This window comes from Paracoccus haeundaensis, assembly GCF_006239215.1.
GTDB classification, from domain to species: domain Bacteria; phylum Pseudomonadota; class Alphaproteobacteria; order Rhodobacterales; family Rhodobacteraceae; genus Paracoccus; species Paracoccus marcusii.
This window is the reverse complement of sequence record NZ_VDDC01000031.1, coordinates 16250-28426: the sequence shown is the minus strand read 5'-3', so window position 1 is coordinate 28426 and position 12177 is coordinate 16250. Positions and strand designations below refer to the sequence as shown.

At 56.1% G+C, this 12177-nt stretch carries 16 protein-coding genes; 11 read left to right on the top strand and 5 right to left on the bottom strand.

Annotated elements, in window-relative coordinates; genetic code table 11:
- From FHD67_RS15635 to FHD67_RS15615, 4 genes are all read left to right on the top strand, one after another.
- The coding region (locus FHD67_RS15635; protein WP_139599242.1) for a transposase domain-containing protein at positions 1 to 152 on the top strand (152 nt) is incomplete at its 5' end.
- A gap of 279 nt (positions 153 to 431) precedes the next feature.
- Positions 432 to 923, top strand: coding sequence for a peptidase associated/transthyretin-like domain-containing protein (locus tag FHD67_RS15630; RefSeq protein WP_139599241.1), 492 nt, complete (start codon positions 432 to 434; stop codon positions 921 to 923).
- A 68-nt stretch (positions 924 to 991) separates the two neighbouring features.
- The gene (locus tag FHD67_RS15625) at positions 992 to 1540 is read left to right on the top strand and encodes a ferric reductase-like transmembrane domain-containing protein (protein WP_246071319.1); all 549 of its coding nucleotides are present in this window, start codon (positions 992 to 994) and stop codon (positions 1538 to 1540) included.
- Positions 1541 to 2155: 615 nt separating this feature from the next.
- Positions 2156 to 2578 carry a thermonuclease family protein gene (locus FHD67_RS15615; RefSeq protein ID WP_342775318.1) on the top strand — a complete coding sequence of 141 codons (423 nt, stop codon included), beginning with the start codon at positions 2156 to 2158 and terminating at the stop codon, positions 2576 to 2578.
- Between the two features lie 11 nt (positions 2579 to 2589).
- Here FHD67_RS15615 and FHD67_RS15610 read toward each other — a convergent pair whose 3' ends face one another.
- The 4 genes from FHD67_RS15610 to FHD67_RS15595 all read right to left on the bottom strand — a co-directional run bounded on the left by FHD67_RS15610 (position 2590) and on the right by FHD67_RS15595 (position 5639).
- The gene (locus FHD67_RS15610) at positions 2590 to 3960 is read right to left on the bottom strand and encodes a hypothetical protein (protein WP_139599240.1); all 1371 of its coding nucleotides are present in this window, start codon (positions 3958 to 3960) and stop codon (positions 2590 to 2592) included.
- Positions 3926 to 4792, bottom strand: coding sequence for a hypothetical protein (locus FHD67_RS15605; protein WP_139599239.1), 867 nt, complete (start codon positions 4790 to 4792; stop codon positions 3926 to 3928). The genes FHD67_RS15610 and FHD67_RS15605 overlap by 35 nt, the downstream gene beginning before the upstream one ends.
- 275 nt (positions 4793 to 5067) lie before the next feature.
- Positions 5068 to 5397 carry an endoribonuclease MazF gene (gene mazF, locus FHD67_RS15600; RefSeq protein ID WP_139599238.1) on the bottom strand — a complete coding sequence of 110 codons (330 nt, stop codon included), beginning with the start codon at positions 5395 to 5397 and terminating at the stop codon, positions 5068 to 5070.
- On the bottom strand, positions 5397 to 5639 hold the full coding sequence (locus FHD67_RS15595; protein WP_046001713.1) for an AbrB/MazE/SpoVT family DNA-binding domain-containing protein: 243 nt from the start codon (positions 5637 to 5639) through the stop codon (positions 5397 to 5399). The genes mazF and FHD67_RS15595 overlap by 1 nt, the downstream gene beginning before the upstream one ends.
- A gap of 217 nt (positions 5640 to 5856) precedes the next feature.
- Here FHD67_RS15595 and FHD67_RS15590 point away from each other — a divergent pair, with 217 nt between their 5' ends.
- Genes FHD67_RS15590 through FHD67_RS20720 form a run of 3 tightly spaced genes read left to right on the top strand, consistent with a single transcriptional unit; the run spans position 5857 to position 7934 of the window.
- Positions 5857 to 6441 carry a recombinase family protein gene (locus tag FHD67_RS15590; protein WP_139599237.1) on the top strand — a complete coding sequence of 195 codons (585 nt, stop codon included), beginning with the start codon at positions 5857 to 5859 and terminating at the stop codon, positions 6439 to 6441.
- The gene (locus FHD67_RS15585; protein WP_139599236.1) at positions 6441 to 6737 is read left to right on the top strand and encodes a hypothetical protein; all 297 of its coding nucleotides are present in this window, start codon (positions 6441 to 6443) and stop codon (positions 6735 to 6737) included. Before FHD67_RS15590 ends, FHD67_RS15585 begins: the two co-directional genes overlap by 1 nt.
- Before the next feature lie 18 nt (positions 6738 to 6755).
- Entirely contained in the window at positions 6756 to 7934 is a 1179-nt protein-coding gene (locus tag FHD67_RS20720) for an abortive infection family protein (RefSeq protein ID WP_218062325.1), read from the top strand.
- A gap of 82 nt (positions 7935 to 8016) precedes the next feature.
- Here FHD67_RS20720 and FHD67_RS15575 read toward each other — a convergent pair whose 3' ends face one another.
- The gene (locus FHD67_RS15575) at positions 8017 to 8367 is read right to left on the bottom strand and encodes a hypothetical protein (protein ID WP_139599235.1); all 351 of its coding nucleotides are present in this window, start codon (positions 8365 to 8367) and stop codon (positions 8017 to 8019) included.
- On the opposite strand from FHD67_RS15575, the gene FHD67_RS15570 reads away from it, so the two are divergent.
- The 4 genes from FHD67_RS15570 to FHD67_RS15555 all read left to right on the top strand — a co-directional run bounded on the left by FHD67_RS15570 (position 8366) and on the right by FHD67_RS15555 (position 12052).
- Positions 8366 to 9721, top strand: coding sequence for an IS1380-like element ISPme1 family transposase (locus FHD67_RS15570; RefSeq protein ID WP_012112698.1), 1356 nt, complete (start codon positions 8366 to 8368; stop codon positions 9719 to 9721). The genes FHD67_RS15575 and FHD67_RS15570 overlap by 2 nt on opposite strands.
- A gap of 240 nt (positions 9722 to 9961) precedes the next feature.
- Positions 9962 to 10501 carry a DUF1269 domain-containing protein gene (locus tag FHD67_RS15565; protein ID WP_139599234.1) on the top strand — a complete coding sequence of 180 codons (540 nt, stop codon included), beginning with the start codon at positions 9962 to 9964 and terminating at the stop codon, positions 10499 to 10501.
- A 145-nt stretch (positions 10502 to 10646) separates the two neighbouring features.
- The gene (locus FHD67_RS15560) at positions 10647 to 10934 is read left to right on the top strand and encodes a hypothetical protein (protein ID WP_176695156.1); all 288 of its coding nucleotides are present in this window, start codon (positions 10647 to 10649) and stop codon (positions 10932 to 10934) included.
- The gene (locus tag FHD67_RS15555; protein ID WP_139599233.1) at positions 10931 to 12052 is read left to right on the top strand and encodes a S1C family serine protease; all 1122 of its coding nucleotides are present in this window, start codon (positions 10931 to 10933) and stop codon (positions 12050 to 12052) included. The genes FHD67_RS15560 and FHD67_RS15555 overlap by 4 nt, the downstream gene beginning before the upstream one ends.
- Positions 12053 to 12177 lie beyond the last annotated feature (125 nt).

The following is a 12177-nucleotide window of genomic DNA, read 5'->3' as shown; positions in this document are numbered from 1 at the left end:
GCAAGGCCGCCGCCATCGCCTACACCCTAATCGAAACGGCCAAGCTAAATGGTGTCGACCCACAGGCTTGGCTCGCCAACACTCTTACGCGCATCTCGGACTACAAGATCACCAAGATCGATGAACTGCTGCCATGGCACTGGAACGGGTAGCGGTTAGACCGGACGCTTACGAAACCCTTATCAAATGAGCGGGATAGTCAGGCGATCCATGCGTGCAGCCATCGGCATACCTGGCCGCAGCCCCGACCTGCGACAAAGGGCATGCAATCAGCTGACTACCTGTGGGGGCCTAAGCTCACGCGAAGGTGTGGCACCATAACACTATAGTTCGCATGCGTTTGTTCGGGATCAGTGAAATTCGCGCTATAGTTCCGTCAGATACGCACTCTTCCGCCCGCGCAATGTTAGCTGTTTAGAAAGGAGATGCCCATGACGTATCCTGCGACGACACGCCGAACCCTGCTGCGCTTCGCCGGCGCCGCCGCGGCAACGGGCATGTCAGGCCCTTTGTGGCCCGCCTTGGCGCAGCAAGGTCTGGCGCCCACGGCCTCGATGCGCGGAGGTGCCAACAATTACCGCCCCGGTGCGCCGGTCGTCGACCGCATCGGCGGTGGCGGGTTCTGGATGACCGGGACCGTCCGTCGTGCCGGGGACGGGGCGCCCCTCGCCGGGCAGCGCATCCAGATCTGGGCACATACGACCGAAGGGCAGGAACGTGACCCCCACAGCCACGGCGCCACGCTAACCGATGCCGGGGGCGTGTTTCGTTTGGAGATGCCGCAGATCATCCCGGCCTTTGGTCAGGCGCACGGCCATCTGGCATATGACAGCCCCGGGTTTCAGACCGTCTTCCTGCGTCCCGTGCTGGGGCGGGCCAGCGACACCAGTCTAACGGCGGATTTCGTGCTGCAGCCGGTCTGATCCGCGTGGCTCTGCCCCCCTTTGGAGGCGGCATTCTGGTCTGGGCACTTGTCGGGACGGCTTGGACCGTGCCGTTCATCGCCGCCGCGAACAGCCCGTTGTTGGCATGGCGCGATCCAATCTATGTTCTTGCCGGCTTTGCCGGAATCACTGGATTGGCCCTGTTGCTGGTGCAGCCGCTGCTGGCGTGTGGGATTTTGCCGGGCCTGTCCTTGCTGACCTCTCGCCATGCTCATCGTTGGATCGGAGCAGGGCTGGTCGCCTCGGTCGTGGTTCATGTCGCGGGGCTGTGGGTGACCAGCCCGCCGGATGTGGTGGACGCGCTGCTGTTCCGGTCGCCAACCTCATTTTCGGTCTGGGGGGTGATCGCGATGTGGGCGGTGTTTGCGTCCGCCATGCTGGCGGCCGGCCGTCGCCGGCTGCGGCTGCGCCCGATGACATGGCGCCGGGCGCATACGGGGCTTGGCGCGGTGATCGTCGCGGGAACCGTCGTGCATGCCTTGCTGATCCAAGGCACGATGGAAACATGGTCCAAGCTGGTGTTGTGTGCGCTCGTGGTGGCGGCAACGGCGTTGATGTTCGCGGGCTCAAAGCGGCCCACCATCCGACCGCGCTAAAGGCACTGTGCGATCATGGCTTTCTTGACTTACTGCGCCGCTTTGAGCCTGCCCCGAACGAGGGCCGGGGGCTGCAGGTCCGACAGATCAGCAACGCCTATCGCTTGTCCGCCCCTAAACGCGCCCTTGCGCTTCTCGGGCGGTGGGCTGGTCGGCCAGCTGCACCGGATGATGACCAAGCAGCGCGCAAGGATCGTGCCGCTATGGAAGCGGAGCATGTCGAAACCCTCGATCTTGCTGGAATGGCAGCGTTCAAGATCGAGGACTCAGATCCTGCGAAGGCTCTAGCATTGATGGGCAAAGCCATAGATTTACGCGAGTCCGCCAAGCGGACTGAATCCCAATCTACCTCTTTCTCTTATGCTTGAAGCCGATCATGACGCCGCACATCGGGACGCTAACGCGCCTCTGCGGCAGTTCCGACCCAAACAAATCAGGCGGATGGGCGAACGCAGCATCCTTAGATCAAACCGCAGTTCTGGCGGCACGGTTGTAGTGGCTGTGAATAACAGCCTGTTGCGGCCGGGATGCGATACCAGACCGTTTCGCGCCGTTATGCGTTTCTGAAGGAGCTTTTTTGCGGCCTTTGGCCTGTGCTGCGCCATCGCAGGGTCGGTGTCTGCAAACAGCATTTCAGGCCGAGCAAGCGTGATCGACGGTGACACCATCGAAATCAGGGGCGAACGCATCAGACTTGCTTCGGTCGATGCACCTGAATCCCGGCAGACTTGTCTTGACGCTAAAGGCCGCGCCTGGCGCTGTGGTCAACAGGCGGCTTTAGCGCTGTCAGACAAGATCGGGCGCAGTCCGATAGTCTGCCTTTCGGAAGGCAGGGACCAGTATGACCGCATCCTCGGAGAGTGTAGCGTGAGCAACGTGAGCTTGTCTGCGTGGCTGGTCAAGAACGGTTGGGCAGTGCCCTATAGTGATCGCGTAAGCCGCCACTACCCCGCAGCACGGCGGGCAAAGGGCGCCCGACGCGGCATCTGGGCAGGTATTTTCCAGAGACCGAGCGGATGGCGCAAACAGTACCAGTGACCATAGGAAAGTTATGAAGATGGATGTGATTTAAACAATTCTGCTAAGCGATCAATTTCAGTAGCATTACTATCAGATTGGATAGGTTGCGGCATTATATTTCTAGGTGGTGTATATTTCACACTTTTACAGAATGCTTCAAGCATCATACGGTGTTGCTTCGAGCGAGCTAAATTGCGTAGCGCAAAATAAACTACAGTTATTTGATTATCAGCGAAATTAGGCGCCGCCTCTTGAGCAAAACGCAACCCAACATCAAAACTTTCGATATTCCTAAAAGCATCGTCTAAGGATAAAGCGCCGACAGCCCCACGAGCGTTGTTGAGCCACCGTAGAACTTCGATTACTCGATCTTCCTGCCCTTGCTGTAGCAGCTGTCTAAATAAAGCCCCCCTGACACGCGGATGAGTCTTTGTATTTAGTATTAGCGGTGTTTTAGAGGCAGGCCAATCACCACGCGTCAAGCGAACAGCAATGCGCTCTGCTTCGTTGGGGTTACACTTATAATTTACAGACTCAAGAAATTTTATAATCTTTGAATAATTACCAAGTTCATCTAAAGTTTCCTCGATTGCGGCGATATGAATCGGCCTAATACTAGATATTTGCCTGGCGCGATATGTAGGTTCTGCTTGTAGAACTGTATATGCTGGTAGAAATAGTTCTGAAACTGAGCTTCGCGTTTGGTGTTTCAATAAGTTAAGAATCCAATAAATGTCTAATTCTGGGGTTGGGTGCATTGTTGCTATTAAATCTCCAAGAGATTCTCCAAATACAGGAAAGTACTCTTCATTTAAAATATTGACAACATCACTGTTGACGGGAGCTTGGATGCGAGATAGCAATCTGAAAATTTCTCCATAGAAATCTGTAAGTCCGTATTTAGCCCATGGTAAAAAACCTTCTAGTACATTGATTGTGTAATCAATATTTAAAAAAGCATCCGCATTGTACTTATTTCGGATAGGTTCAAGTAAAATAGCCCTCAGCTGATGGGCATGAGGTAAGCCTGTGATTACTGGTTCATTAAGTATAGCTTCCTCGTAATCCTCAACAAATTCTGTAATTATTGCTGCTCTCAGGTTCTTGATTTTTATACGCAAACGTCGTCTAGAACCGTTGCGCTCCGACCTTTGAAACCTTTTTCGTTGTTCGCTAGATATGATCGCGTTGTGATACTTAGCTTGCTTATCTAGCAGATGGCTAATATCTCGCTGTGTTAAGTCAATGTCTGTCAGGTCAATGCCCAAAAGTATTCGTCTAGCCGATATGCCAGAGACATCTTCTGCGATATTTGCCAATTCGGCTGTATCTGTGGTATCCGCCGCCAGTACTAGTTCTGCAGCTTTAAGAGCTTTGGTCAATAATTGGGATTGTGACATCACAAATGGTCATCTCTGCATAAGGATCATCAAGCAAGCTGCCAACCGACAGCCCTTCTTCGAGTAGCGCCTCTCTTATAACGCCTCTAGCTACCTGCATACGCTCTTTATAACCTGGCTTGGTTCTAAAAAAGGAATTATCCTCGTCGTTTTTATAGCGTATATCAAAAACATCGATATCATCACGTAGACATCTAACCTCTATACGAGAGAGGGGGTTCATTTCATTTTTTTTATCATTTAGTCGCCGTGCTTCATCACGCAAATCAATAAGCGTAAGCCGAGGTTCGGTGTCAAAGTCAAATACAGGTCCTAATAAACGTTGGCCTATTAATTCTTTTCCATCCACTTGCCAGGCATCGTGTCCATCATTCGTTTTAGTAAGCTGTTCATTGAATGCACTTCTTATTTGAGTTGACTTAGTTGTTTCTTCGGTTTTATGGGAACCTTCATATCCTCCGCCAACCCCTTTCAGGGGGTTTAGACTTAGAATTGCTTTTGCACTCCCAGTCAACAAGTTACTTTTCTGCTTGCTTCTATGAATTTCTTGCGGACCCATTGGTTTCTGTCGCCGTACGCTGTTTCGGTCCACGATAAAGTCTTGCGCAGGTCTAACAAAAACTACTGCGCAACGGAAAACAGCTATTGAAAATATAATCGATGTTTCGCTACCTCCGCCCAATCGCTCTTTGTTAAAAATTACATCAGCATGTAAGGTGTAATGCGATGAATTTTCTTTTGACCTACGAAATATAGCATCTACCACTACTAGGCTCTTTAAGGTGCGATGCGTATTATCAGATTTATCTGGTAAATTTTTTTCTTCGCTCACTATATTTTTAACCCCGCTTTGTTCGCTGTCACTCTAGCTGGGCAGCTTGGTTAGGCAAGTTGTACAACGCAGTGCCGTCTAAAAGACTGTTCGTTATGTTCTAGGAGCTATGACAGAAAAACGGTCGGTTTTCTTGCGATCTGATTCTTTAGTGCCAGCGGTCCATAGGGCGCCAGAAAACCCGTTGCAGAAATCAGCGTCAAGTTGCGGGGTCTGTGTTGCCTTTCTTGACGATGCCGAAGTGGCTGCTTTGCCTTTTCAAGTCCGCCGTTTACTTAACGGCCTATAAGAATTCTTGCCTTGCCGCGTATAGCGGACAGCTCCTCCGCTGAAATCTTCCCCTTGGCTTTGGCCTTTCGGGCACGCCAGTCCAGAGACTTGACCTGATCAGCCAGAACCGCGCTGTCCCGTGTGTCGTCTATCGGCACCTCAAAGGGATAGCCTTTGCGTTTCGTGGTTAGCGGGCAGCACAACATTAGGCCAATACGATTGTACGCAGCCGGCGATAACACAACAGCGGGACGATGCCCGGCTTGCTCATGACCGGCTTGGGGTGAAAATTCCAACCAGACGATCTCACCTGCCTCCGGCACATACTCCGCCATCAAAGCACTTCCTTTCCAATGGGCATGCCAAAGTCCACGTTTTCATGAGTATTCTCGGGAGTGATAGCCGCAAGCAACTGCGCAAGATCATAGTCCTCGCTCTCGATCGGCTCGATAACAATACGTCCGTTGTCCTCCCGCACCTCGACGGCTTGATCCAGTCGCAATCCAGCGGCAACCATAACCGAGGCCGGTATGCGCACCGAAGCACTGTTTCCCCATTTCTTGACCACTGCGCGCATCTGAACCTCCTGAGATACAGTGTAGATACTACTCTGCATCTGGGTATGTAGCAACATCGTATCTACATTGGTGTCCGTAAGGGGATCGTTGAAGGGACGGCCAGGTTGCCCCTGAGCAGGCCCGTTGGAGGCCAGCAAATGCTGGCAGCAAGAAGTCTCAGATGAATGGTCCGATATTTTTTGCAATGAAGGGGCGGCTACTGTTACAGATCAGGCTATGACACATATTCTGATCGGCTACGCCCGCTGTTCCACTGACAAGCAAGACCTGGCTGCGCAGAAGGGTATCCTTGCCAGCTTCGGAGTTGCCCCCGATCGCATCTACACCGACCACGGCTTTACCGGCACCAACCGCGCCCGCCCTGGTCTCGATCAGGCGCTTGCAGCCTTGCGGGAGGGTGACACGCTCGTCGTGCCGAAGCTGGACCGGCTGGCGCGTTCTGTTCCTGATGCCCGCGACATAGCCGACAAACTGACCGTGCGGGGGATCAAGCTTCAGCTTGGCACCTCGATCCATGATCCGACCGACCCAATGGGCAAGCTGTTTTTCAACATTTTGGCGACCTTTGCCGAGTTTGAAGCCGACCTGATCCGAATGCGGACCCGAGAGGGCATGGCCGTAGCCCGCGCCAAGGGCAAGCTGCGGGGCAAGAAGCCGAAGTTATCGGATCGTCAGCAGCAGGAGTTGCGTCGCATGTATGACACCGGAGAGTATTCCATCAGTGATCTGGCCGAGGTGTTTTCGATCTCGCGGCCGACCGTGTATCGCACCTTGGGCCGGCAGGCGGCGACGGAGGCGTGATGACAGATGAGCCAAAGCCCCCACGGCCACCGTCGCTGAAAAGCGAGACTCGTCAGACGAACTGGCGCCGCACGAACCTGCCGAAGTATCAGGCCCATCTTGCGGTTCAACGGGCGCTCATGTCTGGCGCATTGGAAAAGCGGGGCTGCGAGGTGTGCGGCGCAGCTAAGGTCGATGCCCACCACGACCGATACGACGAACCCTTGAACGTGCGTTGGCTCTGCCGCAGCCACCACGTCAAGCTGCACCATTATGGCGAGGATATGTTTCCCATTGGCCGACAGCAGGCGGATTAGAGGGCGAGGAAGAAAAGAATGACGGCACGACCTGTCGATTGGGAGGCACTGCGCGATCAGTGCGCAGAGGTGCTGTGGCATGAGGTTTCAGCGCCCCAACTTCCGAATGTCTGCCGCCGTATCGGCCTCGATCCTGAACAAACGCAGGCAGAGCCGATGAACAGCAAGCGAGCCTACGTGAAATCGCTTTTAGGTGCCTTGGATGACAAGGCTACCTTGGCTGTCGCACGCAGGATCGTAGAAAATTACGACGATTTTCAGCTTCGGGAAGCGGTTAACAAAATTGACGAAGTTGGACAATCTCAGGTTTCAGAAATCACGCGCCGCAAGCTCGTGGAGCTGTTTGATGACATAGATATTTCCGGCTCGATTGATCTGGGAGAGTTTTTGAATGAACTCTGGCCGCTAAGCGCGATGGACTCTAGCGGCAAGCATCACCAAGGCGCGGTCCTATATGGCAGCTTGGAGCGGGAAGTTTATCAGCACTGCATCCACTATAGCGATTGGTCGAACAGCTACCTGCTGAAGACCTTGGGATTGCTGCACTGTTCAAATGCCTTGCTCTTTAGGTTCTTTGAGATGTGCGTTCACCCTCGAACCCGGGATGAACAGGCGCAGAGACGGATCGCCAAGCAGATAACGGAAGTTCTGCGCCGCGACGGCTTTGCACTTGCTGAAGTCAAGGTGCAGTCGGGCTATCCAATATTCGGTGTTGTGACGACAGCAGCACTCGGGAGAAGTCCGGCCTCGCAAGATGTGTCCGCTGTTCTGGCCTCTTTTGATGAGGACAGTGTTCATGCGGCATGGCAAAAGGCGATTGCTCGCAAGAATATCGATCCAGAGGGCGCAATCACATCAGCCCGCACCTTGTTGGAAACCGTCTGCAAGCACATCCTGGATGAACAGGGCATAGAATATCAGATGACCGATGATCTGCCGAAGCTGTGGCATAAATGTGCTGAGAGCCTGAACCTTGCACCTTCCCAACACACATTGGAACCCTTCAAGCAGGTGCTAGGAGGCTGCGCCTCTGTGGTTCAAGGCTTGGGCACCGTGCGCAACAGGATCGGGGATGCTCATGGTCAGGGGCGCAGCCCTGTGAGGCCGAAGCCTCGCCATGCTGCCCTGGCGGTCGATTTGGCAGGGGCGATGGCAACGTTTCTTGTTGCGACGTATAACGAAAAAAGAAAAGTCTAGGTCATGTTGATAAGTGGCTTGTTCTGCCACTCAATTATGCTGCGATTTTGATGTATGTTGCTGATCTATTAGCTAGCTCGAATTAGAAAGGAAATCCGTCATAGTTCCTATTTCCGTTATTGTCTTCATCGTTGAATGTTGGTGTGAAAACCTCGCCCTTAGAATAGGTGACGCTAACAACGTCATGTGACACTAAAGATGATTTTACGATCGTCAGTGCTGGATTTGAACTATATAGAGTATTGAATATCCGGGGGCCTTCTTTTACTTCGGCCGCTGCTCCGAAAATTGCAATATTATTTCCCTTTTCATTTTGAGCAGATTTGTAAATGATAGCCCCACATTCTCCAAGTAAGTCGCTGATTTCGCTGTCGTAATCGTGATATTTCGCATATAAATCATGGCGTTGACGGCTGCGAGGGGCGCGTTTCATGGATCACCTGGAGGGTGCGGGCTTGGCGCGGGGAGATCGGGTTGATTTCGACCGCCGTGTGCGTCTGGAGTTCCGTGGTGCGCAGATCAGTTCAGACGGTGGCCTGCTGGTGATGCGCGAGCTTGATGACGTGCTCGGCCTGTCCAATCTGGCGTCGGAGGCGCTGCGAGACAGCCGCACCGGGAAGAACACGCTCCATCGGCTTGACGGATTGTTCCGGCAATCGGTGTTCGGACGACTGGCCGGATACGAGGATGTGAACGATGCCGACCGCTTGGCCCTCGATCCCGTGATGCGTCAGGTCGTTGGCGGCAGGGCCGTCGAGGCGCAAGCTGCTTCGGCATCGCAGATGGGACGGTTCGAGACCGAGACGCTGGCTCTGGCCGCGAACCGGGCGGCGCTGGCCGATCTGAACGGCCAATGGATCGACCGGTTTCATGACCGCAACGGGTTGAAATACATCGTGCTGGACATGGACAGCTCGGTCAGCCCCACCCACGGCGATCAGGAAGGTGCTGCCTGGAACGGGCATTTCGACTGCACCTGCTATCACCCCATCTTCTTGTTCAACCAGTTTGGCATGCTGGAGCGCTGCGCCCTGCGTAACGGCAATGTCCACAGCGCCGATGGCTGGCGGGATGTCCTTGATCCCGTCATTGCCCGATATGCTGGCCGCGACCTTGGTGGACGCTTCTTCCGGGCCGACGCTGCCTACGCGATCCCCGCGATCTATATGCGGCTGGAAGAAGCCAGGTTCTTCTACGCCATCCGTCTGCCCGCCAACGCCGTCTTGCGCGAGAAGATCGCGCATCGGCTGACACGGCCCGTGGGACGGCCTTCGCTGACCAAGGTCAAACGGTTCTTCGAGGACTTCGAGTATCAGGCGGCGTCCTGGGACAAGCCGCGCCGCGTCATCGCCAAGATCGAATGGCATCCGGGCGAGCTGTTCCCCAAAGTCGGCTTCATCGTCACCAACCTGCCGATGGAGCCAGACTGGGTGGTGAGGTTCTACAACCAGCGCGGCACCGCAGAGCAGCACATCAAGGAAGGCAAATATGCCTTTCGCTGGACGCGGCTGTCATGCCGGAAGTTCCGGCACAACGAGGTGCGGCTGCAACTGCACGCGCTGGCCTACAACCTGGCAACCTTCCTGCGCTGCATCGAACTGCCCGAGGCCATGGCGGACTGGTCGTTGACCAGCCTGCAACTCAAGCTGATCAAGATCGGCGCCCGCGTCGTCCGCCACGCCCGCGCCATTACCTTCCAGTTGGCCGAGGTCGCCGTCACCGGCCCGATGGTGCGGGCCGTCCTTGCCGCCATCCGCCGTCTTCGAACGCCTCCGTCATGCGCATGACCACGATCCATGCCCAAGCTGAACGAAAGCGGCAGGACAGGTCCGTCTGCCGCGCGGAAAAGCGGCTCTGCCGGGCCAGAATGCTGCGGGTTCGAGGCTTGATCCACCCGACTTCGGCCGTTTGCGCGACGACAGACACCGCTCGGGGCGAAAAACGCTTGCCCAGCGAGCAAAATCAGGCGATCTTGAAGTCAAGCGGCAGGCCACTTGGGAAATGTCGGATGAATAGGAGTGCCCAGTATGGCCGACCTCGTAGTACTTGATTTTGACGGAACTGACACGGCTGACATCGTGCTCGGCAAATTGCGCGAACTGCGCAAGGAGCATCTGATCGACATGCTCGATGCCGTGGTTGTCATCCGCCCCGAGGAAGGGGACATACAGATCAAGCAATCCGTCAATCTGACCGCGATCGGCGCGAGCAGCGGGCTGAGCACGGGGGCGCTGGTCGGCACTCTTGCCGGTCTGCTTGTCCTCAATCCGATGGCGGGTTTCGCGATTGGCGGCATGGCGGGCGCCGCGATGGGTGCATTGAGCGGTCGGCTGTCGGATTACGGAATAAACGATCAGTTCATCAAGGATCTTGGCGAGACCATCAAGCCCGGAACATCGGCACTTTTCGTGCATGTGGCAAAGGCAACGACCGACAAGGTCGTCGCCGAGATCAAACAGTACGAGCCGCGCATTCTCAAGACATCGCTGTCGAAGGAACAGGAAGACAAGTTGCGCGCTCTTCTTGCCGGGCCCGCGCTTTCGGGGGACGTGTCTGCGGCGGGCTGAGGCGCGTCGGGCTGCAACACGGCGCTTCGGCGCAAGGATCGTCAGGCCGATGCAATCCGGGCATCGGCCTTTCGCCGAGCAAGCATTCTCTGGACAACCTGCGCAACTCGTCCGACTGTGGTGCTTCAGATGTAAACCCGTCACCATGGAAGAGATCGTGCGAACCCAGATCATGATCATGCGCGTTTCGGTCGATTTCAGTCGTTTCACGTTTATCCTTGTGACCCTGGCCCTGCTGGTTCTGGTAGGCTGCAGCCGCCCGCCGGAGATCATTGGCATCGACAATCCAGAGCTTCGGGCCGAGGCGGAGGCGCTCAGCACACGCCACCGCATCTTCATCACCAGCACGCGGGCCCCCTCGGACGAGCCGGGTGCCTTGCTGTCGGCCAACCGGGCCCGAACGCTTGGGCTCGCGTCGGTGGATGTCCTATGAAAGCAGACGGATTTTTGCCAAGGCTCGTGCTTGTGACACTTGCCGCGATCCTCGTCGTGCTGGTCTGGCGCGGCGTTCCTCTCCTGGAACTGGCTCTGCGTGAGCCAGCCGGGGAGCCGAGGGTCGTTGTTCCCCGCGGCGATCTGGCCGCAGACGAGCAGACCACCATCGCCATCTTCGAGGGTGCCAAGGATAGCGTTGTCTCGATCACGACTGAAAGCCGCGTGGTCGATTTCTGGACTCGGAACGCCTATGACGTTCCGCGCGGCAGCGGTTCCGGGTTCATCTGGGATGCGCAGGGCCATGTCGTGACCAACAACCACGTCATCGAGGGGGCAACGGCAGCATTGGTGCGGCTTGCCGATGGCCGCGCTTATCCTGCCCGCCTCGTGGGGACGGCTCCCGAACATGACCTGGCAGTGCTTCACATCGAGGCGGGATCCGAGCGGCCCCTACCCCTCGCAGTCGGGAGCAGCGAGGACCTGCAAGTCGGGCAAGGCGTCTTCGCCATCGGCAATCCTTTTGGTCTCGACTGGACACTGACCACGGGCATTGTCTCTTCCCTTGATCGGGAGATCCCCGGCAAGCGCGGCACGATGATCCGCGGCCTGATCCAGACCGACGCCGCCATCAATCCTGGTAATTCAGGAGGCCCGCTTCTGGACAGCGCCGGACGGCTGATCGGCGTCAACACGGCGATCTACAGTCCTTCGGGATCGAGTGCCGGCATTGGTTTCGCTGTTCCAGTGGACACGGTGAACAGGGTCGTGCCGCAATTGATCGCTACAGGCCGCTATGCGCCGCCTGTGCTGGGCGTTTCGCATGATCCGCGTGGCGATGCCCTGCTGGCACGCGCCGGAATGGCTGGGGTGATGGTGCTGGATGTCACGCCAGGCAGCCCAGCGGATGCAGCAGGCCTCAGGCCGGCCAGGATCACCCGAGATGGCAGGGTGACCCTTGGTGACGTGATCGTCTCCATAGACGGGGTCGCTGTGAAGAACTCAGAAGATTTGAGAGCTGGCCTCGATGTTCGGCAGGCAGGTGACGCAATCGAACTCGGGATCCTTCGGAACGACCGCAGGATCGAGGTCATGGTGACCCTGGCTGCGGGGCAGTGACGAACGGCTGGCTGCGGACGTTGAACAGCTACCTAGCAGTCTGTCAGGCAAAGGTGCGCGGAGTAGCCAGTGGTCGGCCGCGGACCTGCCCATAGAAGCGGCCCGCGAGAATACTGGCCGAAATA